The sequence below is a fragment of the Stenotrophomonas sp. Y-13 genome (genome assembly GCF_046267925.1).
In the GTDB taxonomy this organism is placed as follows: domain Bacteria; phylum Pseudomonadota; class Gammaproteobacteria; order Xanthomonadales; family Xanthomonadaceae; genus Stenotrophomonas; species Stenotrophomonas acidaminiphila_A.
Genome location: NZ_CP176501.1, coordinates 1,811,453 through 1,835,745, shown reverse-complemented (window position 1 = coordinate 1,835,745; position 24,293 = coordinate 1,811,453). Strand labels below are relative to the sequence as shown.

Sequence of the window (24,293 nt, the reverse complement as noted above, 5' to 3'; positions counted from 1 at the left end):
CCGGCCACTGCTAACGCCGTCTGAACACCGGCATCCGGTAGGGTGATGGAAAACGTGCAGTCAGGCCGCATATTGTCTCCAACCGCAGTCGGAGTCCCCCATGTTCAGCAAAGACCTCGAACAGACGATTGGCCAGTGCTACAAGCGCGCCCGCGAGGCACGTCATGAGTTCATGACGGTCGAACACCTGCTGCTCGCCCTGCTCGAAAACCCCTCCGCCCAGGCCGTGCTCAAGGCCTGTGGCGCCGACCTGGACCGCCTGCGCCGGGACCTGGAACAGGCCGTGGAGACCTCGGTCTCGCGGCTGGCCGACGATGATGGCCGCGACACCCAGCCCACCCTGGGTTTCCAGCGCGTGCTGCAGCGCGCCGTCTACCACGTGCAGTCCTCCGGCAAGAAAGAGGTCACCGGCGCCAACGTGCTGGTGGCGATCTTCGGCGAGAAGGATTCGCACGCGGTCTACTACCTCAACCAGCAGGACGTGACCCGGCTGGACATCGTCAACTACCTGTCCCACGGCATCGCCAAGTCCGGCGAAGAGGGCGACGCCTCGCCGTCGATCGACGGCGAGGGCCGCGCCGAGGGCGGCGAGGGCGAGGCCAGGAGCGACGCGCTGGCCGAGTACGCCAGCAATCTCAACGAACAGGCGCGTGCCGGCCGCATCGACCCGCTGGTGGGCCGCCGCGACGAGATCGAGCGCACCATCCAGGTGCTGTGCCGCCGCCGCAAGAACAACCCGCTGTACGTGGGCGAGGCCGGGGTCGGCAAGACCGCGATCGCCGAGGGCCTGGCCAAGCGCATCGTCGACGGCGAGGTGCCGGAGGTGCTGGCCGATGCGGTCATCTATTCGCTCGACCTCGGTGCGCTGGTCGCCGGCACCAAGTACCGCGGTGACTTCGAGAAGCGCCTGAAGGGCGTGATCGGCGCGTTGAAGAAGGTGCCCAACGCGGTGCTGTTCATCGACGAGATCCACACCATCATCGGTGCCGGTTCCGCCTCCGGCGGCACCATGGACGCCAGCAACCTGATCAAGCCGGCCTTGGCGTCCGGCGAGCTGCGCTGCATCGGCTCGACCACGTTCCAGGAATACCGCGGCATCTTCGAGAAGGACCGGGCGCTGGCGCGGCGCTTCCAGAAGATCGACATCGTCGAGCCCACCGTGGGCGAAGCCTACGAGATCCTCAAGGGCCTGCGCCCGAAGTACGAGGCGCACCACAGCGTCACCTACGCCGACGACGCACTGCAGGCGGCGGTGGACCTGTCGGTGAAGCACATCGGCGACCGCCTGCTGCCGGACAAGGCCATCGACGTCATCGACGAGGCCGGCGCGCGCCAGCGGCTGCTGCCCGAGGGCCAGCGCAAGGCGACCATCGACGTCGAGGAGGTCGAGGCCATCGTCGCCAAGATGGCGCGCATTCCCGCCAAGCAGGTCACCGCCACCGACAAGGACGTGCTGCGGCACCTGGAGCGCAACCTGAAGATGGTGATCTTCGGCCAGGACCCGGCGATCGAATCGCTGGCTTCGGCGATCAAGCTGTCGCGTTCGGGGCTGGGCAACCCGGAGAAGCCGATCGGCAACTTCCTGTTCGCCGGGCCCACCGGCGTCGGCAAGACCGAGGTCACGCGCCAGCTGGCGCTGCAGCTGGGCATCGAGCTGGTGCGCTTTGACATGAGCGAGTACATGGAGCCGCATTCGGTCAGCCGCCTGATCGGCGCGCCCCCGGGCTACGTCGGTTTCGACCAGGGCGGGCTGTTGACCGAGAAGATCGTCAAGACGCCGCACTGCGTGCTGCTGCTGGACGAAGTCGAAAAGGCGCACCCGGACATCTTCAACATCCTGCTGCAGGTCATGGACCGCGGCATCCTGACCGACACCAACGGCCGCGAAGCCAATTTCAAGAACGTGATCCTGGTGATGACCACCAACGCCGGCGCGGCGCAGGCGTCGCGGCGCTCGATCGGCTTCACCCGCCAGGACCATGCCACCGACGCGATGGAAGTGATCCGCAAGAGCTTCACCCCGGAGTTCCGCAACCGCCTCGACGCGGTGGTGCAGTTCCAGGCGCTGGGGCTGGACCACATCCTGCGGGTGGTGGACAAGTTCCTGATCGAACTGGAAATGCTGCTGCAGGACAAGCACGTCTCGCTGTCGGCGACCCCGGCCGCACGCGACTGGCTGGCCCGCCACGGCTTCGACCCGCAGATGGGCGCGCGGCCGATGGCACGCGTCATCCAGGACCAGATCAAGCGCCCGCTGGCCGACGAACTGCTGTTCGGCAAGCTGGTGGGCGGCGGCAGGGTCAGCATCGACGTGCGCGACGGCGAACTGGTGGTCGAGACCGAGGCCGAGCCGGAGCACCTGTTGCCGGCCACGGTCTGAGGCGGCGACGGCCAGGCGCGGGCAGGCGTGCGGAAGGCGGGCACAGGGCGGGCAGGGCATGGAGCCGCTCCGCCAGGAGGCGGCGGGGTCGCGCCCGCCGCCGGTCACGGGTGCGCTCCGCTTCCCCGATACCACTGTCACGGACACGCAAAAAAGCCAGCCCAGGGCTGGCTTTCGGGGTGCCCGGCTACCGCGCTTACTTCATGCGGTAGGTGATGCGGCCCTTGGTCAGGTCGTACGGCGTCATTTCAACCTTGACGCGGTCGCCGGTAAGGATGCGGATGTAGTTCTTGCGCATGCGGCCGGAAATGTGGGCGATGATCTCATGCCCGTTTTCCAGTCGAACGCGGAAAGTGGTGTTCGGCAGCGTCTCGCTGACGGTGCCCTCGAACTCGATGGAGTCGTCTTTCGACATGTAATCCTGTGCGGTTCTGCGGATGGCCTTTTCAGGCCCGGAAGCCAAGCATTTTACCCCGCGCCGCGGAATCATGCAAAGTTTGCGTTAAGCCGCGCCCGTGCTGCCCAGCCGGGCGGCCGGCCAGTGGCCGAAACGGCGGGTCCAGCTTCCCGGCGGCGGGTCACCGGGCTCCCGCACCAGCGCCCGCACCTGGGCCAGGAACAGGGCGCGTGGCAGCTGCACGGCACCCATGCGCAGCAGGTGGGGGTTCTCGACCTGGGCATCAATCAGCGGCCAGCCCCAGCCGTGCAGGACGTGCGCCAGTGCCGCCAGCGCGACCTTGGAACCACCGCTGCGCCCGCTGAACATGCTTTCGCCGAAGAACATGCGGCCGATGGCCACGCCATAGATGCCGCCGACCAGGTGCGGCCCGTCGAACACCTCCACCGAATGCGCATGCCCGAGCCGGTGCAGTTCCACGTAAGCGCGGAGCATCCCGGCGGTGATCCAGGTGCCATCCTGGCCCGGCCGCGGCGCGCTGGCGCAGGCCTGCATCACCTCGGCGAATGCGGTGTCAGCGGTGACCGTCCAGGGGCTGGAGCGCAGTGCCCGGCGGAAGCGCGAGGACAGATGCACGCCATCGGTGCGGAACACCATGCGCGGGTCCGGTGACCACCACAGGATCGGCTGGCCTTCGGAGAACCACGGGAAGATGCCGCCGGCATAGGCGTTGAGCAGGCGCACCGGCGACAGATCGCCGCCGACGGCCAGCAGGCCATCGGGCTCGGCCAGCGCAAGCTCCGCCGGCGGGAACGCCGCGTCCGCTGACTCGGCAAGCAGAAACGGATGCGCTGCGCGGCTCATGTGCCGTCGCCGTCAAGGAATCGGGGATGCTGCCGCGGCACCGGCCGGCAGCGCCTGGAGCGCAGCGCCATACGCGGGTACGGCAGCAACGCCGTGCACGGGACCTTTGCGGCTAGCACGACACGGTTCACCGGATGATCGCGGCAGGGCCGGGGCGACCCTGTCCGGCCCGCTGATCGGGATGACCCCGCAGCGGCCGTCGCTGCAGGGCCAGGCGAAGCCGCCGCCTGCGTGGCAGACGCCGGACACGAAGTAGGGGGAGTGCGCATCCTGAGTAGGTTGACCTGTGCCTGTTCGCAATCCCGGGCACGCAGTCGCCCCGGTGCGGATCGGCATCATAAATGGCTTTCCGGCGTGCTGCGGCATGCCGATGCCCGATTGGACGGTTGGCGCCGGTACACGGCGATGGACACATCGTCCCAAGCCGGCAGCCGATCGGCCCGGAACGCGTCCGCTCATGCCTTGCCGGCCATCTTCCATCCGCGCGTCGGGCCGGCCTGGGCCTGCGGCGCCAGCCTGCCGATGCCGGCCGGCGTTTGAGCGATGCCCGGGCATCATCGAACAGCGCGCACCCTCCGGCCGGTGGACGATGCGCGCCGCAGGTCGCCTGCTCGACGCGACGGCCGGTCGTGTCCGGGAATGAAGCCGGACGCCCGCGGCCCGGGCCCTGCCACCTGCGTGCCGCGTCCGGCGATCCGCCGGCCCGGAGGACGCCCGGAAGGCGTGATGCCGGGGCACTATTCCGCTCCAGGGCCGGGTCCGGCGTCCGCGTTCACTGTGCGGGCGATGCGCGCGACGCCGACAGCCAAGCGGTCGGCGAGACCCCGGCATGCCGCGCGGCGAAGGCGCGCGCGAACGCCGATGCGCTTGCATAGCCGATCTCCAGCGCCACCTGTTTTGGCGGCTGCCCCCGCTTGAGCAGCGTCTTCGCCACGCTCAGCCGCCACTCGGCCAGGTACTCGCCCGGCGGCATGCCCACGACATGGTGGAAGTGCGCGGCGAACCGCGCGCGCGACATGCCGCTGACCCGCGCCAGGCCGTCCAGGCTCCAGGCCTCGCCCGGGGCGCCATGCAGCGCGTTGAGGGCCTTGGCCAGGCGCGGGTCGGCGAGGCCCGCGAGCACACCCTGCGCGACCACGCCTGCGGTCATGCAGTGGCGCAGCAGTTGCAGGATCATCAGTTCGCTGAGCCGGTCCAGCGCCGCCTGTCGTCCGCAGTGTTCGGCGAACGCCTCCTCGAACAGCAGCGTCAGCGTGCCGTGCAGCAGCGGGTGGTCGCGCAGCGGCAGCACCAGCCGCGCCGGCAGACTGCGGGTCAGTGGATTGCCGGCATCGGCGCCGAGTTCGATCGACGAGCAGACCAGCTCCGCGCCCCTCGCCCCCTCGCCACGGATCCAGTGCGGCGCCGGTCGCGGATAGAAGATCAGGCTGGGCGCGTCGACCACGGTTTCGCCGGCGACCGCATCGCCGATCCGCAGCGCCCCCCCGCGCAGCACGTGCAGGTGGCCGACGCCGTCGCGGGCGTCGAAATCGGCGGTGTCGCACAGGCTGCCGGTGTGGAAGACCCGGGCCCGCAGGCGGAAGCAATCGAGCAGTGCGCTGAGTCGGTCCTGCATGTCGAGACGATCCGTGCGTTATTCTGGACGAAATGATACCAATCGTATCGGCCGGGCGGGCACAGTGGCGACTCCCAACCACGGCTTCCAAGGAGCCCACCATGTCTGCCGCATCCCCCCGCATCGCCCCCCTCGACCCGGCCTCGGCCACCCCGGCCGTCGCCGCGACGCTCGCCGCGGTCAAGGCCAAGCTCGGCGTGGTCCCCAACCTGATCCGCACCTTCGCCCGGGCGCCGGTCGCGCTCGACGGCTACCTGGCCTTGTCCGATGCCCTCGCCAATGGCGGCCTGAGCGCCGGCCAGCGCGAAATCGTCGCGCTGTCGGTCGGGCAGGCCAATCAGTGCGGCTATTGCCTGGCCGCGCACACCTTGATCGGCAAGGGCGCCGGCCTGTCCGAAGCGGATATCCGTGCGGCGCGCACCGGCGGCGGCGCCGACCCGCGCGACGCCGCGCTGGCGGACTTCGCGCGGCGCCTGACCGAACAGCGCGGGGTTGTCGGCGACGACGACCTGGCGGCATTCCGCCGCGCCGGCTTCGATGACGCCGCCGCGCTGGAAGTGGTGGCGCTGGTCGCGCTCAACACGCTGACCAACTACACCAACCACCTGGCCGGGACGGCGGTTGACTTCCCGTCGGTGCCGCTGGAAATCGCGGGCTGAGCGAGGCCCGCCGCGGTACTGCGGGGCGCGCCTGCAGGCGCGTCCCGCGTCTGCGCCCGGTGGTCGTTCGGCCCGGCCCAGGCGCATGCCGGAACAGAAGCCCGAGGCCGCGCAGGCGGCTGCGCCGCTCGCATCGTCGCAGGCGGGAAATCCTGGCCATCACGCGCGGCCAGCGTGGGTTCGGCGTGCAGCGCGAGCCGTTGGCACGATGCGTGGCGGATGCCTGCCGCAGGTCGCTGGCGTGGCGTAGCGGCCAACGCAACGCCACGCTCCGCCGGTGTGCCCGCGTCGTGTGCGCGGCGACAGGCCGCCACCAATGGCCGCCCGGCCAGCGCCGGTTACGCCGGCGGGAATGCCGCGCAAAGCGGCGCGGGACGCACAAACGCAGGCGCTGCCCGGCTCATGTGCCGTCGCCGTCGCCGTCGCGGAACGGGGAGTGCCGCCGCAGCGCCTGCGCGTACCGTGCGACATCGCGCTCCTCGCGTGCGCACCACTCGCGCAGCGCCTGGCGGAACTGCGCATCGGCGACCCAGTGCCGGCTGCGCACGAGGGTCGGCAGGAACCCGCGCGCGAGCTTGTGTTCACCCTGCGCCCCCGGCTCGAAGCGCTGCAGCCCCTCGCGCAGGCAATAGTCGATGCCCTGGTAGTAGCAGGTTTCGAAATGCAGGCCGGGCAGGGCGGCGCCGCCCCAGTAACGACCGTACAACGTGTCGCCACCGCGCAGGCACAGCGCGCCGGCGATCGGCTGGCCATCCTGTTCGGCCAGGAAGATCACCAGGTGCCGCGGCATGGCGGTGGCCAGATGCCGCAGGAAGGGCAGGGTCAGCGCCGGCGCATTGCCGTACCCGGCGAAGGTCTGCAGGTAGAAGCCATGCATCGCGTCCAGGTCGGCCGCGCTTGCCTCGTCACCGTGGACCACGCGGAAGCCGATGCCGCTGCGCGCCACCCGCGCGCGCTCCTGGCGGATGTTCTTGCGGCGCTTGTGGTCCATCGACGCGAGGAAGCCGTCGAAATCCTGCCAGCCGGGCCGGCGCTGCCACTGGAACTGCACGTCCGCGCGCCGCAGCCAGTCCGTATCGAAAGCCGTGTCCTCGGCCGCGGCATGGAAATTGACATGGGCCGAGGACAGCCCCTGCGCGCGCACATGCGCGACGATCGCCTCCAGCAGCAGGCGCCGGTCGGCGGCGTCGCGGGCCAGCAGGCGCGGGCCGGTGACCGGCGAGTAGGGCACCGCGCCGAGCCACTTGGGAAAGTAAGCCAGCCCATGCCGTGCATACGCATTGGCCCAGGCATGGTCGAACACGAACTCGCCGTGCGAGTTGTGCTTCAGGTAGCCCGGCACCGCGGCGGCCAGTTCATCGCCGCGCCACAGGGTGATGTGGCAGGGCTGCCAGCCCCATTCCGGGCGCAGGCAGCCGTGCTGCTCCAGGCCGGCAAGGAACGCGTGGCTGACGAACGGGTTGCGCCGGTCGTGCAGGGCATCCCACTGTGCCGCCCCTACCTGGGCCAGGGACGGCAGCACGCGCAGTTGCAGGGAAGACGTCATGGCCGCAGTTGCAGCACGTCGATGGTCGGCGGGTTGAACAGGCGCAGGGGCAGGCCGACTTCGCCCACGCCGCGGGTGGTGAACACCCGCACCGGACCGGCCGCCGCCGCCGCCACCTGTTCCCCGCGGTCGAACCCATGGGCGCTGGGGATGACCTTGCGGTACAGCCAGGGAATGCGGATCTGCCCGCCGTGGGTATGCCCGGCCAGGACGATGGCGGCATCGCCCGGCAGCAGGTCCATGGCGCTGTCGGGGTTGTGCGCGACGACGATCGCCGGCGCGCGACCGGGCGGCCGATGCAGGAAGCCCGGAGCGTCCTTGCCGGCCCAGCGGTCGCCCAGGCCGGCCCAGCGGATGCCGGCGGCATCGACCAGGCGCATGCCTTCGATGATGCGCACGCCATTGGCGCGCAAAGCCGCACGCAGCGCGGCATCGATGTCCGGGCCCGGCGCCTGCTGGTCGTGGTTGCCGAGCACGGCGTAGACCGGCACCCGCAGCGCCGACAGCGGCGAGAACGCTTCGGACAGCACCAGCCGCTGCGGTTCGTAGGTCAGGTCGCCGGCAATGACCACCGCATCCACCGGCAGCGCATCCAGCCGTGCCACCAGCCGCTCGAGGAAGCGGCGGTCCTTGTAGACCCCGAGGTGGATGTCGCTGACCAGGGCGATGCGCACGTGCATGCCGGTACCGCGCAGCTCGGTATGGGCCACGCGGATCCACTGCGGCTCGATGAAGCGGGCCCACGCGAACAGGCCGCAGCCGAGCAGCAGGATCGCGAGCACGGCGCGGTATCGGCGGCGGCGCCATTGCCACAGCAGCCAGACGATGGCCGGGAACACCAGCCAGCTGCCGTGGAACAGCAGTTGCTTGGCGAACACCTTGTCCATGCCCGGCTGCCGGGACGGCCGGGCTCAGTGGCCCTGGGCGTCGAGGAAACGCTCGGCGTCGAGTGCGGCCATGCAGCCGAAGCCGGCCGAGGTGATGGCCTGGCGGTAATGCTGGTCGGCCACGTCGCCGGCGGCGAACACGCCCTCCACCGAGGTCTGAGTGGCATTGCCGCCCAGGCCCGAGCGGATTTCCAGGTAACCGTTGTTCATCGCCAGCTGGCCCTCGAACAGGGTGGTGTTCGGGTGGTGGCCGATGGCCACGAAGAAGCCATGCGCGGCGATGTCGCGGGTGCTGCCGTCCTGGGTGGACTTCACCCGCACCCCGGTCACGCCCATCTCGTTGCCCAGCACTTCGTCGACCTGGTGGTGCCACACGGTTTCGATCTTGCCCGCCGCGACCTTGGCGAACAGCTTGTCCTGCATGATTTTTTCCGCCTTGAGCGTGTCGCGGCGGTGCACCAGGTAGACCTTGCGGGCGATGTTGGACAGGTACAGCGCCTCTTCCACGGCGGTGTTGCCGCCACCGACCACGACCACGTCCTGGTCCTTGTAGAAGAAGCCGTCGCAGGTGGCGCAGGCCGACACGCCACGGCCCTTGAACGCCTCCTCGGACGGGATGCCCAGGTACTTGGCGGTGGCGCCGGTGGCGATGATCAGCGCGTCGCAGGTGTACTGCGCGCTGTCGCCGGTGAGCGTGAACGGACGCTGCGACAGGTCGGCGGTGTGGATATGGTCGAACACCACCTCGGTATCGAAGCGCTCGGCGTGGGCCTGCATGCGCGCCATCAGGTCCGGCCCCATCAGGCCATGGGCGTCGCCTGGCCAGTTGTCCACTTCGGTGGTGGTCATCAGCTGACCGCCCTGCTGCAGGCCGGTGATCACCACCGGCTTGAGGTTGGCGCGCGCGGCATACACCGCGGCGGTCCAGCCGGCGGGGCCGGAGCCCAGGATGACGAGCTTGTGGTGGCGGGTGGGCAGGGACGGGGCGCTGGAAGTGCTCATGTATACTCGCGGGAAGTCGGGATTGGCGGCGCGATCGCGCTGCATGGCGACCGTCCGGACCGCTCATAGAGTGGAGACCGGGCTCCGGTGAATCAAGGCGCAGTGATGGAACTGCGCGGCCCACCGGACCGCCCACACCCACGGTCGCCCCCGTCGCCGACGCTCCGCATGCGTGCCGATGTCCTTTCGCTGCCGTGCCCGTCACCCGCTGCATCGGGCGGATGAAACGGGGCCGCGTGTCGTTTAATATCAATCACTAACCCTGCATTTCTAAGGTCTGGTCCAAGGTGGCGAAACAGGTCCCGGAACGTGACAAGGGCGCTGGCCCGAGCGGCAACGCGCGCAAGCAGGCGGCCGCCGCGGACAATCCACGTCGCAACAGGCTGTGGCGTGACCTGGCGCTGATCGCGATCGCGCCGGCACTGCTGTACCTGCTGGCCAGCCTGTTCACCTATTCGCCGGCGGACCCGGGCTGGTCGCAGGCCGGCTCGGTGGTCGCCCCGATCCACAACATGGGCGGCCGGGTGGGGGCGTGGATCGCCGACGTGCTGCGGCAGTTGTTCGGCTACGTGGCCTACCTGATTCCGCTGATGCTGGCGGCGGTGGCCTGGATCGCCATGTTCGGGCTCAACCGCGAGGACCGCGGCAACAACGACGACCTCGGCCCGGCATTGCGGCTGGTTGGCATCGTCGGCTTCCTGATCGGCGCCACCGGCTTCCTTTACCTGCGCCTGCCGCCGGGCGATGTCGCCCGCGCCGGTGGTGGCCTCGGCGTGCTGGTGGGCAAGTCGCTGCAGAGCGGCTTCGGCCCGGTCGGCAGCAACCTGTTCCTGCTGGTGCTGCTGTTGACCTCGATCACCCTGGCTACCGGCCTGTCGTGGTTCTGGGTGATGGAGAAGATCGGCAAGTGGGTGCTGGCGCTGGGCCCGCTGCTGGACCGCAAGAAGGAGCAGGCCAGCGCCTGGCAGCAGACCCGGGCGCTGCGCGAGGAACGCGAGGAAGTGCGCAAGGTCGATGCCGAAGTGCGCGCCAGGCGCGAGCCGGTGAAGATCGAGCCGCGCCCGGTGCCGGTCATCGAGAAGAGCGAGCGCGCCAAGCGCGAGACCCAGATCCCGATGTTCCAGGGCGTCAATGGCGACGGCTCGGACCTGCCGCCACTGGCCCTGCTGGACGACCCCAAGCCGCAGCCCAAGGGCTACGACGAGCAGACCCTGGAAACGCTGTCGCGGCAGATCGAGTTCAAGCTCAAGGACTTCCGCATCGACGCCCAGGTGGTGGGCGCCTACCCGGGCCCGGTGATCACCCGTTTCGAGATCGAACCGGCGCCGGGCATCAAGGTCAGCCAGATCAGTTCGCTGGACAAGGACATCGCCCGCGGGCTGTCGGTGAAATCGGTGCGCGTGGTCGACGTGATCCCGGGCAAGTCGGTGATCGGCCTGGAAATCCCCAACGTCACCCGCGAGATGATCTTCCTGTCCGAGCTGTTGCGCTCGAAGGAATACGACAAGTCGGCCAGCGTGCTGACCCTGGCGCTGGGCAAGGACATCGCCGGCCGCCCGACCGTGGCCGACCTGGCGCGCATGCCGCACCTGCTGGTGGCCGGCACCACCGGCTCGGGCAAGTCGGTGGCGGTCAACGCCATGGTCCTGAGCCTGCTGTACAAGGCCAGCCCGAAAGACCTGCGCATGCTCATGATCGACCCGAAGATGCTGGAGCTCAGCGTCTACCAGGGCATCCCGCACCTGCTGGCGCCGGTGGTCACCGACATGAAGGAGGCCGCCAACGGCCTGCGCTGGTGCGTGGCCGAAATGGAGCGCCGCTACAAGCTGATGAGCGCGGTGGGCGTGCGCAACCTGGCCGGCTTCAACAAGAAGATCAAGGACGCCATCGACGCCGGCCAGCCGCTGATGGACCCGCTGTTCAAGCCCAACCCGGAAATGGGCGAGGCGCCGCGCCCGCTGGAGCCGCTGCCGTTCATCGTCATCTTCATCGACGAATTCGCCGACATGATGATGATCGTCGGCAAGAAGGTCGAGGAACTGATCGCGCGCCTGGCGCAGAAGGCGCGCGCCGCCGGCATCCACCTGATCCTGGCCACCCAGCGCCCGTCGGTGGACGTGATCACCGGCCTGATCAAGGCCAACATCCCGACCCGCATCGCGTTCCAGGTCAGCTCCAAGATCGACTCGCGCACCATCCTCGACCAGTCCGGCGCCGAAGCGCTGCTGGGCAACGGCGACATGCTGTACCTGCCGCCGGGCACGGCGATGCCGGACCGCGTGCACGGCGCGTTCGTCTCCGACGAGGAAGTACACCGGGTGGTCGAGCACCTCAAGGCAAGCGGCCCGGCCGACTACATCGAGGGCGTGCTGGACGAGGTCCAGACCATGGGCGACGGGGTGGTGGTCGGCGCCACCGGCCTGCCGGAATCCAGCGGCGGTGGCGACGAATCCGACCCGCTGTACGACGAGGCGCTGCGCATCGTCACCGAGACCCGGCGCGCCTCGATCTCCGGCGTGCAGCGGCGGCTGAAGATCGGCTACAACCGCGCCGCGCGCCTGATCGAGGCGATGGAAGCGGCCGGCGTGGTCAGCGCGCCGGAGCACAACGGCGACCGCAGCGTGCTGGCACCGCCGCCGCCCAAGTGAGTGCCGCGGCGGCATTCGATCGCGATTGCCGCCCATTCAGTTTATGCCGGGCAGACTCTGCCCATTCCCCCGTCCATCGATGACTACCGCCATGAACGTCTTCCTGCGTCCCACGTTGATTGCCGTCGCCCTGGCCGCGGCCGGTCTCGCCGCCGACGCCCAGGCCGGCGCACGCGATGACCTGAAGTCCTTCACCAACGGCCTGCGCGGCCTGGACGGGCATTTCAGCCAGCAGGTGTTCGACGCCCGCGGCAAGCTCAAGGAGTCGTCCAGCGGCCGCGTCGCGCTGTCCGCGCCGCGCCTGTTCCGCTGGGAATACACCCGCCCGCATCCGCAGCTGATCGTCGCCGACGGCAGCAAGGTGTGGGTCTACGAACCCGACCTGGAGCAGGCCACCGTGCGCAGCCAGGGCGAGGAGGAGCAGAACAGCCCGTTGACCGCGCTGATCAACCCGGCGCAGCTGGAACGCCAGTACGACGTCAGCGAAGAGGCGGCTCCGCGCGATGGCCTGCAGTGGCTGTCGCTGAGCCCCAAACGCGAAACCGATGCCAGCTTCCAGTACGCCGCACTCGGCTTCGGCCAGGGCGGGCTGAGCCGCATGGAAGTGGTCGATGCGGTCGGCCAGCGCACGGTGATCGACTTCAGCGGCTGGAAGAAGAATCCGGGCTTCGCCGCCGGCACCTTCCGCTTCACCCCGGCCAGCAACGTGGACGTCATCGGCGAGCGTTGAACGCAGCCGGCCCGTCCCGGTAGTGCGGCGCAATGACGGTCGCCGTCACCTGCGGCCACGCTAGAATGCCGGCGTGGCCAGATCCAGAAACACGTTCTCCGACCCTCCTGCCGACCTGTTGAGCGCGGACCGGGAGGGCATGCGCCCGCTCGCCGAACGCATGCGCCCGCGCACGCTCGACGAAATGGTCGGGCAGAAGCGCCTGCTGGCGCCCAATACCGCGCTGCGCCGGGCCATCGAGTCAGGCCGGGTGCACTCCATGGTGCTGTGGGGGCCGCCGGGGTGCGGCAAGACCACCTTGGCGCTGCTGCTGGCACGCTATGCCGATGCCGAGTTCCGCGCGATCTCGGCGGTCCTGTCGGGCCTGCCCGACGTGCGCCAGGTGCTGGCCGAGGCCGCGCAGCGGTTTGCCGAAGGCCGGCGCACGGTGTTGTTCGTCGACGAGGTGCACCGCTTCAACAAGTCGCAGCAGGATGCCTTCCTGCCGCACATCGAGCGCGGCACCATCATTTTCGTTGGCGCCACCACCGAGAACCCGTCGTTCGAGCTCAACTCCGCGCTGCTCTCGCGCTGCCGGGTGCACGTGCTCGAGGCGGTGTCGCCCGAGGACGTGGCCGAAGCGCTGCAGCGCGCCCTGGACGATGGCGAGCGCGGGCTCGGCGGCGAGGTCATCCAGGTCTCCCGCGAATCGCTGCTGGAGATCGCCCGCGCCGCCGACGGCGACGTGCGGCGTGCACTGACCCTGCTGGAAATCGCCGCCGAGCTGGCGGCGGGCGAGGGCGGGCGGATCACCCCCGACACCCTGCTGCAGGTGCTGGCCGACCGCACCCGCCGCTTCGACAAGGGTGGCGAGCAGTTCTATGACCAGATCTCGGCGCTGCACAAGTCGGTGCGCAGCTCCAACCCGGACGGCGCGATCTACTGGCTGGCGCGCATGCTCGATGGCGGCTGCGACCCCTCCTACCTGCTGCGGCGCCTGACCATCATGGCGGTGGAGGACATCGGGCTGGCCGACCCGCGCGCCCTGGAAATGGCGATCAACGTCTGGAACGCCTACGACCGCATCGGCGCGCCGGAGGGCGATATCGCCCTGTCCAACCTGGTGGTCTATCTGGCCAGCACCGCCAAGTCCAACGCCGCCTATGCGGCACTGAACGCCGCCCGCGCCGACGTCGGTGAACTGGGGTCGCTGCCGGTACCGCTGCACCTGCGCAACGCGCCGACGCGGCTGATGAAGACCCTCGGCTACGGCAAGGGCTACCAGTACGACCACGACGTCGCCGGCGGCATCGCCCTGGACCAGACCGCGTTCCCCGACGGGATGGGCGAGCGCGTGTACTACCGGCCGGTCGAGCGCGGGCTGGAAATCAAGCTCAAGGAAAAGCTCGACCGGCTGCGCGCGACACGCGAACAGGCCAGGGGTGGCGACTCGACAAAGGACTGAGCGGCGCCCCGTGCCGCGCCCGGCAACCTTGCGTGGCGTTCCATGACAGCAACAGGAGACATTAGCCGATGTGGCTTTCCTTTGTGGCGATAGGCGTCGGAGCGGCCATCGGGGCATGGCTGCGGTTCGGCCTGAGCGTATGGCTCAATCCGCTCCATTCCACCGTTCCGCTGGGCACGCTGGCCGCCAATCTGCTCGGCGGCTACGCCATCGGCCTGGCGCTGGCATGGTTCGCGGTACGCCCGGACATCGCGCCGCAGTGGCGCCTGTTCGTGGTGACCGGCCTGCTCGGCGGTCTGACCACGTTCTCCACCTTCTCCGCCGAGGTGGTGCAGTTGTTCCTGCGCCAGCAGCTGGGCTGGGCGCTGGCGACCATGGGCCTGCACCTGGCCGGCTCGCTGTCGATGACCGCGTTGGGCTGGGCCACCTGGCGACTGTTGCGCCCCTTGGCGTGAACCGGCTTTCCAACGCATGATCCGCTTTCCATCTGTAGCGATCGAAAGACGACATGCCGGTAGAGCAGGGTAGAGTGAGCGAGCCGGTACCGGCAACGACCATCATCGGTGCCGATGTCGGCGGAACCTACGCCCGGCTGGGCTGGGCCACCGTGCGACCAGGCGAGCCGATCCGCATCAACGGTTTCCGCCGCTACGCCTGTGCCGAACATCCAAGCCTGGCGGCGATCCTGCAGGATTACGCCAGTGGCCTGCGCGCCGATCCCGCGCTGCCGCCGGTTGGCCGCGTGGTGGTGGCCATCGCCGGGCTGCTGGAGGGTGACCGCCTGCTCAACACCAACCTGGCGTGGCCGGTTTCGCTGGCCGCCACCCGGCGTGAGTCGGGGCTGGGCGAACTGGAGCTGATCAACGACTTCGTGGCGGTGGCCCAGGCCATCCCCCACGTCGCGCGGAATGCGCTGCACCCGTTGTCCGGCGACCCCGCCCATGGCCACGGTAGCCCGGCCCTGGTGCTTGGCCCCGGCACCGGGCTGGGTGTGGCGCTGCGCCTTGAGAACAGCCAGCCGCCGGTGCTGGCCAGCGAAGGCGGGCACGCCGCGCTGAGCGCCGGCAACGCGCTGGAGCTGGACGTGCTGCGCATGCTGCTGCAGCGCCATGGGCATGTGGACTGCGAACGCATCCTGTCCGGCCCCGGGCTGATGACGCTTCACGCCTGCCTGTGCGAGCGCGCAGGCGTGGCACCGCGCTGGCAGACGCCGGCCGAGCTGGTGCAGGCGGCGCGTTCCGCCGATGACCCGCTCGCACTGGCCAGCATCCGCGCGTTCTGCGCGTGGCTGGGCAGCGTCACCGGCGACCTCGCGCTCACCTTCGGCGCCCGCTCGGTCTACCTCACCGGCGGCATCACCGGGCATCTCGCCCCGTGGCTGCACGAAGGCGGGTTCCAGCAGCGCTTCCTGGCCAAGGGCGCATTGTCGTCCGCGCTGCAGCGGGTGCCGGTGTGGCGCATCGACGACGGCGAACTCGGCGTGCTCGGCGCGCTGGCCTGGCATGCGGACACCAGCGGCCGCAGCCGCATTCCCACGGGAGAGACGTTATGAGCAACCGCAGGCAGTTCCTGCAGACCTCGCTGCTGTTGGCCACCGCCGGCGCCGCGCCACGCATGCTGGCATCGCCCACGGCCGCCAATGGCGCGCGCGTGGTCTCCACCTGGGACTTCGGCGTCGGCGCCAACCAGGCCGCGTGGAAGGTATTGGCGGCCGGCGGCAGCGCGTTGGATGCGGTGGAGGCGGGCGCCCGCTGGGCCGAAAGCGACCTGTGCAACCCCACCGTGGGCCGCTGCGGCAACCCGGACCGCGATGGCGTGCTGACGCTGGATGCCAGCATCATGGCCGGCGATGGCCGTTGCGGATCGGTCGCGGCGCTGAGCGACATCCTGCACCCGGTATCGGTCGCGCGCCGGGTGATGGAACAGACCCCGCACGTGATGCTGGTGGGCGAGGGCGCGCAGCAGTTCGCCGTGCAGCAGGGCTTCGAGCGGCGCAGGCTGCTCACCCCGGAAGCCGAACACGCCTGGCGCGAATGGCTGAAGACCGAACACTACGCGCCGCAGATCAACGCCGAGCGTCGCGGGCGCCCGGGCGACAAGGACAACCACGACACCCTCGGCATCCTCGCCATCGATGGCAACGGCCACATGGCCGGTGCCTGCACCACCAGTGGCATGGCCTTCAAGATGCACGGCCGCGTCGGTGACAGCCCGGTCATCGGTGCCGGGCTGTACGTCGACAACGACGTCGGCGCGGCTACGGCGTCAGGCATGGGCGAGGAAATGATCCGCAACGCGGCCTCCTTCCTGGTAGTGGAACTGATGCGCCAGGGACGCTCGCCGGCCGACGCCTGCCGCGAAGCCATCGAGCGGGTAGTGCACAAGCGCCCCGAAGCCAGCCGTACCCTGCAGGTGTGCTTCCTTGCCATGGACAGGAACGGCGACGTCGGTGCCTACGCCCTGCATCGCGGCTTCGTGTACGCGGTCTGCGATGCGCGCAGGCAGGACACGCTGCTGGATTCCCGTTCGGTCTACACCAGCGAGCAGACATGAGCGGGCGCCGCCTGCTGGAGATCGCCAGCAACTCGGTCGCCTCGGCGCTGGCCGCGCAGGCCGGCGGCGCCGACCGCATCGAACTGTTCGACAACCTGGCGCAGGGCGGCACCACGCCGTCGCGCGGCAGTGTCGCCGTGGCCCGCGACCGCCTGCGGATTCCGCTGTTCGTCCTGATCCGGCCGCGACCGGGCGATTTCCATTACGACACCCAGGAAGCCGAGATCATGCTGCGCGACATCGAAAGCTGCCGGCAACTGGGCTGCGATGGCGTGGTGATCGGCGCGCTCACCGTTGACGGCGACGTCGACGTCGCGCTGTGCCGGGAACTGGTCGCGGCGGCCGGCCCGCTGGGCACCACGTTCCACCGTGCCTTCGACGCGGCCCGTGATCTGCCGGCGGCCCTGGAAGCGATCATCGGCCTGGGCTGCCAGCGCGTCCTCAGCTCCGGCGGCGCCGCCAGCGCCATGGCCGGCCGCCACGTGCTGCGGCAACTGGTCACCCAGGCCGGTGGGCGCATCGGGCTGATGGCCGGCGCCGGACTGGATGCGCAGAACATCGCGACGATCGCCGGACACAGCGGCTGCACCGAACTCCATGCCTCGGCGAAGGCGCTACGCAGCTCGACCATGCGCCACCACAACCCGGCGCTCATCGGCCTGGAAAGCGACTGGATCCAATCCGATGCGGAAAAGGTGAGTGCATTGCGGCGGGCATTGGACGAGCTGTTGTGAGCATGCGGGCTGGCCTGCTTCGCTGATTAGATTTTTACATAATATACATTATGCGAAATTGCCAGGGCGTCGCTGCTGCGCCGGCTACGCTGGATTTGGTGACGAATGTTCACCGCAGATGATTGATGCGGAGGAAATGCCCCATCTGCAGCGGACATCCGCCCCATCTACTGAGGAAACCCGCCCCAGATTTGACGGAACTTCGGATAAGTTGCCCCGCTTTTGGCAAAACTGAGCAAATGCTGCCCCATGTTCCACCGTCGTTGTTCGTAAGCAGATAATTCTGCCCCGTTGAAGTAGAGATTCTGGTTCGTGGTTGCCGCGAGCCACTGCTGAGAATTCTGGATGCTAGTCGCCTGGCTGCACAAGTTTCCGCTTCCAGGATCCTGATTGAGGAAGCGCCTTCGTCCGCTGAAGCCAAGACGGCCATGTCAGCAAGGTTGAGCCCAGCTGCCGCCGTCGCAAATGCGCACCAATTTGGTGTCTATAAATCTCACATTTTGGACATATGCGGGCGACTTGTTATGACGCAGCCCGTGCTACCACTTTACCCAGTCGTGGCGCTATTCTGAGAAGGACAGGTCGAACAGGAGCCGTTCAATGCTCGGTACTTTAGGGGTAGTCGCACTGGCAGTTGTCATCGGTGCATTGGGTTTGTGGATGGATCACGCCAACCGAAAATCGATGAAGTCGCATGACAACGAACAGGACAAAAAAACCAAGTAATGTCGGCAGAATGTGTCTGAAGGGTCAGCCCTTCGGAGCCTTTTTCCTTGATTTGGCTGACCCCTGCCTGTCCTTCGCGCGGAACGCCTCCTCGATCACTTTCGGAATTCTGGCTAGTTGTTCCTCTAAGACCTCGGATTTCACACGTTGCCTGTCGGCTTCTTTGACCGCCGCACGCACTGCATCTTGGGCAGCACTCAAAGCTTCTCGAAGTGATTGTTCGGTTGCAGCGTGGAGCTTTTCTGCAGAAGCCAACTTGGTCTGTAGATCTTTGGCATGCTGACGAGCTTGGTCGATCTCGCGTGCTGCGCGATCTTCGACAGAGTTGGCGTGTTCCATCAGACTCTCGCGCTCAGATCTGGCCAGTTCCTGCAGCTCCTGTGAACGGGCTTCCACAACCCGCCTCGCAGACTCCGCTTGTTCAAGGCGCTGATCCGTAGAAGCATGTTGCCGCGCCGATTCTGCCAGCTGCGCCTGAAGCTGGTCGATGAGTTGCCGCAACTCCGCCACCTGGGTCAGTGCCAAGCGCTCTGATTGGGCTGAGGCTGTCGCTTTGGCGTGGAGTGCGGAGCCTTCATCTGCAAAGTTCTGCTGCTGCATCCGCAGTTCTTCATATTCGACCGCAAGTGACTGCCTGGCGTTGGCAAGCTCTTCCAAAGCCGACTCGCGAGCATGCTGCAACGCCAGCGCCCACCATTGTCCGGCCAACTCGGCCAGGACCGCCGGCGCGTCCTTCAAATCTGGACGTTTCGGCTGCAGTCGAATGCCCAGATTTTTCCACCAGGTGTCCAGCCAGCGCGTGACCGTGTTGGGTGATCCGGTCCCCAGGTGGGCGCGGATGCGTTCGACAGTCGGGCGGTCGCCGTTGGCGACCAGCTCGTCGGCGGCGGTGTGCACATCGGATTCGGTGATACCGCGGGCCATGCTGACGTCTCCTGGATCGGCGCCCTACTCTGTTGATTGCGTACTCGCGATAAGTGATGATTATCGTGGGTATATGTTCTATTTCGTAGTATACATTACATAGTATGAAAGATAATTCTACGATTCCCGTGCTCGCCGCGACGGCTGCGAGCCTGGTCCTGCCGGAACAGCTCGCCCAACAGGCCGCTGATGCGGTGCGCGAGCTGCTGGCCGAAGCCGCCGCCGAGAACACCACCCGCAGCTACACCAGCGCCCTGCGCTACTGGGCTGGCTGGCATGCAGCGCGCTACGGCATCGAGCTGGCCTTGCCGGTACCGGAAGCTACGGTGCTGCAGTTCGTGGTCGACCACGTGCAGCGCCGTTCGGCCGAGGGCGATCTGGTGTGGGAACTTCCATTGGCCGTGGATCAAGCGTTGGTGGCCGCTGGTCTGAAAGCCAAGCCCGGTCCGTGGACCTTGGCCACCGTGCGTCACCGCGTTGCCGTCCTGTCCACGGCGCACCGACTCAAACAAGTCACCAATCCCTGCGAGCAGCCCGCGATCCGCACCGTGCTCAGTCGCGCCGCGCGGGCCGCGGTCAAGCGCGGCGAGCGCCCGCGCAAGAAGACCGCCATCACCTTGGCCGAACTGGAAGTCCTGCTGGCCACCTGTGACGACAGCCTGGAAGGCATTCGTGACCGTGCCCTGCTCTGCTTCGGGTTTGCCAGCGGTGGCCGTCGACGCAGCGAGATCGCTGCCGCCGACCTGCGCGACCTGCGGCAGATCGGCGAGGCGGGCTACATCTACCGGCTGGAGCACAGCAAGACCCAGCAGGCCGGCGTCACCGCCACCTCGACCCCGGACAAGCCGGTACTGGATCGGGCCGCCCTCGCCCTGCAGGAGTGGCTGGAGGCGTCCGGGATCACCGAGGGGGCGATCTTCCGGCGGCTATGGAAACAGCGCGTTGGCCCTGCCCTGTCCCCCGCCGCGGTAGGCGAGATCGTGCAGCGGCGGGCGCGCCTGGCGGGTCTGGAGGGAGATTTTGGCGGACACAGCCTGCGGTCGGGGTTCGTGACCGAGGCTAGCCGCCAAGGCGTGGCGTTGCCGGCGATCATGCAGCTCACTGAGCATCGATCGGTATCAAGCGTGTTGGGGTACTTCCAGACCGGCGGGGCCACGGTGAATCCCGCTGCTCGCTTGCTGGAAGACTGACTGCCGACGGTGAGCCGTGAGCTACGCCATACCTGCCACCCAGGGCTTTCTTGTTCGATCCCAAAAAAAAGGGGGGTCTGTCATATAAGCCGGCGGCAGAGTAATTTTTGCCTCACGTCTGCTTCTCACGGACGATGCATCAGAATGGACGCGAACAGCGAGGCGGAGGCCATGTTTGACAACTAACGATCTTCAGTTTCCAACACCGAGCGAAGGGCAGTTTGAGGAGCTGGTTCTCAATCTGGTTGAGGCAATTTATAAGCCAGCATTGCCGGCACAGCTCGTGGGCCGCCGAGGGCAGCAGCAGAAAGGGATCGACGTAATTGTCCAGAGTCAGGACGGTCGATGGATCGGTGTTCAATGCAAGCGCTACCTGAAGAAGAAGCTGACTGGAAAGATCATTGCAGACGATCTTGAGAGCGCGCATGACGTAAAGCCCCCACTTTCACTGTTCATTGTTGCAACTAGAGCTGATCGCGACGGCTCTCTGCAGGAAGAAGTTCGACAAATGGCCCTGCATGGAAAGCAGGGTGCCGTGCACGTGTGGTCATGGCCTGATTTGGTCGCACTATTGGACCAACACGACTTGGCTCACCTCCTCCTTGCTAGTGTCGCGCCAAAGCATCTGCTGCGCGCCTATGAGCAGCAGGTGGGGCCTGTACTATTGGGGGCATCTGCATCACTATCAGTTTCGCCCTCAGCGGACGATCCGTCTTGGCTGGCTGGCATTGGCAAGCTGCTCGCACGGTTCAAGCCATACACGGCACTTGAACAACTAGATGCAATCTCTCCAAAGGTCGGCGAACAAGTCGCGCATACACTCGCAAAGATCCGCTGCCTTGTTGGCGCTGCTGCTTTCGACGAGGCGGTGCAGCTTGTCGATGAGCTGGCGGCCCCCACGGCTGCTCAACTTGCGTTTGGCGCGCTTGCTGCTGCCCGCACCGGTGATCACTCAAAGGCCAGAAAGTGGATTGAGCGTGCCAAAGCATCTACGAGCGACAAGGATCGTAAGCAGGTTTGGTCACTTTTTGTTTCGGTAGTAATGATCGTTGGCGATAGGCCCTACGAAGATGTAATTGAGAGCATTCCGGACGCATTACTCGATGCTCGCGAAGTGGCACAAGCAATGGGCGACCTAGCAAGCAGCCAAGATCGAGACGAAGAGGCGATCAAGTGGTTTGAGAAGGCCGAAGCACAAGACCCAGGCGGGTCAGTTCCCCGTCAAGTGAAGCTGGCCTCCGCGAAAGTATCCTTGGCATTCGCGCGCGCGCCCTTCGGCTCGCTCAGAGTGAAGCACCCTAATGACATCAGCTTGGCTGAGGCCGGGAGATCGACACTAGCATCCATCGCGAATGACTTGGCCCAGATCGAGGACCCGCAGGCTCGTGTCGCTCTGCTGAACAACCTGTCGCTTGCCGAATTACTACTCGGTGATGGAATTGGTGCAATCAAGCATGCCGAGGCGGCACTGCGGGAAGACCTGTCAAACATCGAGATGTGGCAGCGCTACACGTCGATGGCACTAAGGACTCGGCAAGAACTTAATGAAGAGCTGCTTCTGGCAGTTCCTAAGGATGCTGAGCTCCTGTTCAGAGTTTCAGTACTCTACAGGGTAGCGGGAAAGCACGACCTTGCTCTTGCGAGCTTACAAGGCGCGCAGGAGCTTGGGTTTGAAGACGAGGGATTGGAGGCTGAACTTTTCCGCTCGCAACACAAAAGCCCCCTGAGCGGTGAGGCTGCCGAGATCCTAATGGAACGGCTCCGCGGCGCCCCGGCAGTACCCTCGGTAACCTTGGTTCTTGAGCACATTGACGACCCAGCTATGGCACCCGTACGCGAGGAGGCGTTAGGCATCATTCGTCAGATGGCTGACCGAAATGAGCTTTCCGTGGAAGCTAGGGTTCTTGTTGCAGCTATGCTTCGCGACGGGGGGCATGATACGGAGGCCGCTGCTTTCGTCCCCGTTGCCGAACAGATGTTGAGCCGCCAGGGGCGTCTCGACCCAACAACTGCAGACCTTCTAGTCTCACTCCTCCTAACTCAATGGCGCCACCATCGTGCCGACGCAGTGACTGAAGAATGGGTTGCGGCCTATCCGAACGACATCAACGCGATTGTTGCTCGGGCGAACGTGCTTACTTCAAGAGGACGGTACGGGGAGTTCTGGGATTTTATCGACTCAGTCCTAGAGCGCGCCGTATCTACACCAGCTGTTCTGGAGAATTATGCGCGCGCCTCCATTCTCACTGGGCGTCTGCGCCGCGGCGCGCGACGCGTGCGAAATGTTGAGTTACCTCCAACCAGCACGGCAACTGCGTTCAGACGAGTGTTCTTCGCTCTGAGTGTATTCAGAGATCCCAGGCTTCGGGATCTCCTCACAGAAGGCCTTGCCCCGGGGCGAGTTGATGCATCTAACGCGACGGCTCTGCTAGGCCTCGGCCTGCGGCGATTTCGCGGCTCGCCAAGTCGAAACGCGGGCATTAATACACTAGTGACACTTTCGGCGCCGAATAGATCTCAGCGAACAATTTGGATTGGCTCAACGCAGAGCCCTGTATCTGGTGTTGTCCAGCTCGATCCGAGAGGATCTTGGGCATCGTCGCTCATTGGGCTAAGCGTGGGAGATCACGTCATTCCTTCCAGTGGCCCGCTCGCCGGACTCGATGTGTCGGTTGTGGATGTGGCAGACACCGTACAGCTCTTTATGAAAGCATCTCGAGACGTTGCGGTTGGCGTTGGAGTGGCGGAAGGCGGGGCCGATGAGATTTCTGCGCCTTCCACCACTGACATGCTGAATCAGATGAAGGCGATGATCTCAGCGCACGATGCGCGGAGGAATCGCATGCTGAGCATCGCGCATCAACATGGCCTCCCTGCAACCGTAATGGCGTCGCTCTTCAAGAAGCCCGCGCGTACTTTTATTCAGAAGGTCAATGGCTGGCGACCGAGCGTTCATAGTGGCTCTGAAAGCGATCAGCAATACGACGATCGCGTCATCCGAAGCGCCGAAAGATTCGTCGTCGACCCCGTCGCCATCATGACTATCGTCCAATGTGAGTGCGAGGAGATAGTTCGAAGCTTTGGTGCACCCGTGATTACACCTCAGACCCTAATCACGCTTCGGCAGTTCTATTTTCAAGAACGCGAGAGTTTGCAGGCCGTGGCTCAGGCCCACGTGGCACCGGGCGGCAGGCTGCAGTTTGTGGAGGTTGGAGCCAAGGAACGCGTGGAGCATGTCAAATACTGGAGGAAAGTCGCTAGATTCGTTGGCGGTTGTGAGACGATTGAGTGCGGGAGCGATGAGCGTCTTTCTGCAGTGGGGCACTACGAGAATGTTGTTGACGCCGGGCTTGCCTCTTCTTTCGCTCTCGCAAGCGAACGGGACTGGACCATCCTTTCCGAGGAAAAGGGTGTTCGCGACCTAGCCGCCGAAGCGGGAGTAGCTAATCGTGCAAGCCTTCAACGGTTGATCGCGGTTTCGGCTGACTTGCGTCCAAATTCACTCCTAGCCTCGACAAAGGCTCTCGCTACGCTCGCGTCGCTCGGCGGCCACTTTACGGCTATCCCGATGAGCGTTCTGTTCGCGGCTCTTGAGCTCCCAGCCTCCCAAAGACAAGCTGCATTCAAAGCGCTTCTAGGGTCGTGCAGAGAAGCGACGATCCAATCAACTTTTCCAATCCTTGCTGCGCTGTACGCTCATAACAAGGAACGCTCTAGGGTAGATCGAAAAAAATCCTTAAGCTCATCATGGCTGCTAAAGGAGATCACCCGCGCTCTGCCTCGTGTCCCGCCTACGCTAGCTGGACCGCTTAGTGGGTTCATGCTCGAAACATTTCCGGGGCGGGCCAATCGGAAGTTCCGTAGGGCGATGTTGAGATGGATAGGCGAAGGAAGTTAGGGGCTACTTCCTTCTCTAGATAGTTGGGCGCATGCCCGGCCTCTCGGGGTCTTGGCTCCTTGCGTTCTCCCGCCTGGCATAGCCGGGCGAGACGCA

At 66.5% G+C, this 24,293-nt stretch carries 18 protein-coding genes; 11 read left to right on the top strand and 7 right to left on the bottom strand.

All coding sequences use genetic code 11. The annotated features are described in order from the left end of the window. Positions 1 to 100: 100 nt before the first annotated feature. Positions 101 to 2,380, top strand: a complete 2,280-nt coding sequence (clpA, locus tag ACJ7VY_RS08365; RefSeq protein ID WP_409476771.1) for an ATP-dependent Clp protease ATP-binding subunit ClpA — start codon at positions 101 to 103, stop codon at positions 2,378 to 2,380. Positions 2,381 to 2,576: 196 nt separating this feature from the next. On the opposite strand, the gene infA is transcribed toward clpA, so the two are convergent. The 3 genes from infA to ACJ7VY_RS08350 all read right to left on the bottom strand — a co-directional run bounded on the left by infA (position 2,577) and on the right by ACJ7VY_RS08350 (position 5,256). Then, positions 2,577 to 2,795 carry a translation initiation factor IF-1 gene (gene infA, locus ACJ7VY_RS08360; protein ID WP_005409596.1) on the bottom strand — a complete coding sequence of 73 codons (219 nt, stop codon included), beginning with the start codon at positions 2,793 to 2,795 and terminating at the stop codon, positions 2,577 to 2,579. 87 nt (positions 2,796 to 2,882) lie between these two features. Further along, the gene (gene aat / locus ACJ7VY_RS08355; protein ID WP_409476770.1) at positions 2,883 to 3,641 is read right to left on the bottom strand and encodes a leucyl/phenylalanyl-tRNA--protein transferase; all 759 of its coding nucleotides are present in this window, start codon (positions 3,639 to 3,641) and stop codon (positions 2,883 to 2,885) included. Between the two features lie 772 nt (positions 3,642 to 4,413). Next, on the bottom strand, positions 4,414 to 5,256 hold the full coding sequence (locus ACJ7VY_RS08350; RefSeq protein ID WP_313231920.1) for an AraC family transcriptional regulator: 843 nt from the start codon (positions 5,254 to 5,256) through the stop codon (positions 4,414 to 4,416). A 101-nt stretch (positions 5,257 to 5,357) separates the two neighbouring features. Here ACJ7VY_RS08350 and ACJ7VY_RS08345 point away from each other — a divergent pair, with 101 nt between their 5' ends. Beyond that, positions 5,358 to 5,915 carry a carboxymuconolactone decarboxylase family protein gene (locus ACJ7VY_RS08345; protein ID WP_409476769.1) on the top strand — a complete coding sequence of 186 codons (558 nt, stop codon included), beginning with the start codon at positions 5,358 to 5,360 and terminating at the stop codon, positions 5,913 to 5,915. A 400-nt stretch (positions 5,916 to 6,315) separates the two neighbouring features. Here the strand turns inward: ACJ7VY_RS08345 and ACJ7VY_RS08340 are convergent, their stop codons facing one another. Genes ACJ7VY_RS08340 through trxB form a run of 3 tightly spaced genes read right to left on the bottom strand, consistent with a single transcriptional unit; the run spans position 6,316 to position 9,350 of the window. Continuing rightward, positions 6,316 to 7,461 (bottom strand): GNAT family N-acetyltransferase, encoded by a 1,146-nt coding sequence (locus tag ACJ7VY_RS08340; protein WP_409476768.1) that lies wholly within the window; start codon positions 7,459 to 7,461, stop codon positions 6,316 to 6,318. Continuing rightward, positions 7,458 to 8,348 carry a metallophosphoesterase gene (locus ACJ7VY_RS08335; protein WP_409476767.1) on the bottom strand — a complete coding sequence of 297 codons (891 nt, stop codon included), beginning with the start codon at positions 8,346 to 8,348 and terminating at the stop codon, positions 7,458 to 7,460. Before ACJ7VY_RS08335 ends, ACJ7VY_RS08340 begins: the two co-directional genes overlap by 4 nt. Before the next feature lie 24 nt (positions 8,349 to 8,372). Further along, a complete protein-coding gene (gene trxB / locus ACJ7VY_RS08330) occupies positions 8,373 to 9,350 on the bottom strand; it encodes a thioredoxin-disulfide reductase (RefSeq protein WP_104938807.1) in 978 nt (325 codons plus the stop codon). A gap of 287 nt (positions 9,351 to 9,637) precedes the next feature. Here trxB and ACJ7VY_RS08325 point away from each other — a divergent pair, with 287 nt between their 5' ends. The 7 genes from ACJ7VY_RS08325 to ACJ7VY_RS08295 all read left to right on the top strand — a co-directional run bounded on the left by ACJ7VY_RS08325 (position 9,638) and on the right by ACJ7VY_RS08295 (position 17,459). After that, complete coding sequence (locus ACJ7VY_RS08325; protein WP_104938806.1) at positions 9,638 to 11,998, top strand: DNA translocase FtsK; 2,361 nt, start codon at positions 9,638 to 9,640, stop codon at positions 11,996 to 11,998. Positions 11,999 to 12,089: 91 nt separating this feature from the next. Next, the gene (gene lolA, locus ACJ7VY_RS08320; RefSeq protein WP_409476766.1) at positions 12,090 to 12,728 is read left to right on the top strand and encodes an outer membrane lipoprotein chaperone LolA; all 639 of its coding nucleotides are present in this window, start codon (positions 12,090 to 12,092) and stop codon (positions 12,726 to 12,728) included. Positions 12,729 to 12,867: 139 nt separating this feature from the next. Next, on the top strand, positions 12,868 to 14,172 hold the full coding sequence (locus tag ACJ7VY_RS08315) for a replication-associated recombination protein A (RefSeq protein WP_409476798.1): 1,305 nt from the start codon (positions 12,868 to 12,870) through the stop codon (positions 14,170 to 14,172). 68 nt (positions 14,173 to 14,240) lie between these two features. Then, complete coding sequence (crcB, locus tag ACJ7VY_RS08310; protein ID WP_161614414.1) at positions 14,241 to 14,627, top strand: fluoride efflux transporter CrcB; 387 nt, start codon at positions 14,241 to 14,243, stop codon at positions 14,625 to 14,627. A gap of 74 nt (positions 14,628 to 14,701) precedes the next feature. Continuing rightward, positions 14,702 to 15,724, top strand: a complete 1,023-nt coding sequence (locus tag ACJ7VY_RS08305; RefSeq protein WP_409476765.1) for a glucokinase — start codon at positions 14,702 to 14,704, stop codon at positions 15,722 to 15,724. Further along, positions 15,721 to 16,725, top strand: a complete 1,005-nt coding sequence (locus tag ACJ7VY_RS08300) for a N(4)-(beta-N-acetylglucosaminyl)-L-asparaginase (protein WP_240212762.1) — start codon at positions 15,721 to 15,723, stop codon at positions 16,723 to 16,725. Before ACJ7VY_RS08305 ends, ACJ7VY_RS08300 begins: the two co-directional genes overlap by 4 nt. Beyond that, positions 16,722 to 17,459: a copper homeostasis protein CutC gene (locus ACJ7VY_RS08295; protein ID WP_409476764.1), complete on the top strand. Its 738-nt coding sequence runs from the start codon at positions 16,722 to 16,724 to the stop codon at positions 17,457 to 17,459. The genes ACJ7VY_RS08300 and ACJ7VY_RS08295 overlap by 4 nt, the downstream gene beginning before the upstream one ends. A 750-nt stretch (positions 17,460 to 18,209) precedes the next feature. On the opposite strand, the gene ACJ7VY_RS08290 is transcribed toward ACJ7VY_RS08295, so the two are convergent. Beyond that, positions 18,210 to 19,109: a DNA-binding protein gene (locus tag ACJ7VY_RS08290; RefSeq protein WP_161614410.1), complete on the bottom strand. Its 900-nt coding sequence runs from the start codon at positions 19,107 to 19,109 to the stop codon at positions 18,210 to 18,212. A gap of 104 nt (positions 19,110 to 19,213) precedes the next feature. On the opposite strand from ACJ7VY_RS08290, the gene ACJ7VY_RS08285 reads away from it, so the two are divergent. Both ACJ7VY_RS08285 and ACJ7VY_RS08280 read left to right on the top strand, forming a co-directional pair. Then, a complete protein-coding gene (locus tag ACJ7VY_RS08285; RefSeq protein ID WP_409476763.1) occupies positions 19,214 to 20,299 on the top strand; it encodes a site-specific integrase in 1,086 nt (361 codons plus the stop codon). A gap of 175 nt (positions 20,300 to 20,474) precedes the next feature. Beyond that, on the top strand, positions 20,475 to 24,197 hold the full coding sequence (locus ACJ7VY_RS08280; RefSeq protein ID WP_409476762.1) for a hypothetical protein: 3,723 nt from the start codon (positions 20,475 to 20,477) through the stop codon (positions 24,195 to 24,197). The last annotated feature ends 96 nt before the right edge of the window (positions 24,198 to 24,293 follow it).

Bases quoted from the DNA above. Each gene is read 5' to 3' on its own strand.
- ACJ7VY_RS08300 (WP_240212762.1), top strand. From the start codon at position 15,721: ATGAGCAACCGCAGGCAGTTCCTGCAGACCTCGCTGCTGTTGGCCACC.
- infA (WP_005409596.1), bottom strand. From the start codon at position 2,795: ATGTCGAAAGACGACTCCATCGAGTTCGAGGGCACCGTCAGCGAGACG.
- ACJ7VY_RS08285 (WP_409476763.1), top strand. From the start codon at position 19,214: ATGAAAGATAATTCTACGATTCCCGTGCTCGCCGCGACGGCTGCGAGC.
- ACJ7VY_RS08290 (WP_161614410.1), bottom strand. From the start codon at position 19,109: ATGGCCCGCGGTATCACCGAATCCGATGTGCACACCGCCGCCGACGAG.
- aat (WP_409476770.1), bottom strand. From the start codon at position 3,641: ATGAGCCGCGCAGCGCATCCGTTTCTGCTTGCCGAGTCAGCGGACGCG.
- trxB (WP_104938807.1), bottom strand. From the start codon at position 9,350: ATGAGCACTTCCAGCGCCCCGTCCCTGCCCACCCGCCACCACAAGCTC.
- lolA (WP_409476766.1), top strand. From the start codon at position 12,090: ATGAACGTCTTCCTGCGTCCCACGTTGATTGCCGTCGCCCTGGCCGCG.
- ACJ7VY_RS08335 (WP_409476767.1), bottom strand. From the start codon at position 8,348: ATGGACAAGGTGTTCGCCAAGCAACTGCTGTTCCACGGCAGCTGGCTG.
- ACJ7VY_RS08315 (WP_409476798.1), top strand. From the start codon at position 12,868: ATGCGCCCGCTCGCCGAACGCATGCGCCCGCGCACGCTCGACGAAATG.
- ACJ7VY_RS08345 (WP_409476769.1), top strand. From the start codon at position 5,358: ATGTCTGCCGCATCCCCCCGCATCGCCCCCCTCGACCCGGCCTCGGCC.
- ACJ7VY_RS08340 (WP_409476768.1), bottom strand. From the start codon at position 7,461: ATGACGTCTTCCCTGCAACTGCGCGTGCTGCCGTCCCTGGCCCAGGTA.
- clpA (WP_409476771.1), top strand. From the start codon at position 101: ATGTTCAGCAAAGACCTCGAACAGACGATTGGCCAGTGCTACAAGCGC.
- ACJ7VY_RS08350 (WP_313231920.1), bottom strand. From the start codon at position 5,256: ATGCAGGACCGACTCAGCGCACTGCTCGATTGCTTCCGCCTGCGGGCC.
- ACJ7VY_RS08295 (WP_409476764.1), top strand. From the start codon at position 16,722: ATGAGCGGGCGCCGCCTGCTGGAGATCGCCAGCAACTCGGTCGCCTCG.
- crcB (WP_161614414.1), top strand. From the start codon at position 14,241: ATGTGGCTTTCCTTTGTGGCGATAGGCGTCGGAGCGGCCATCGGGGCA.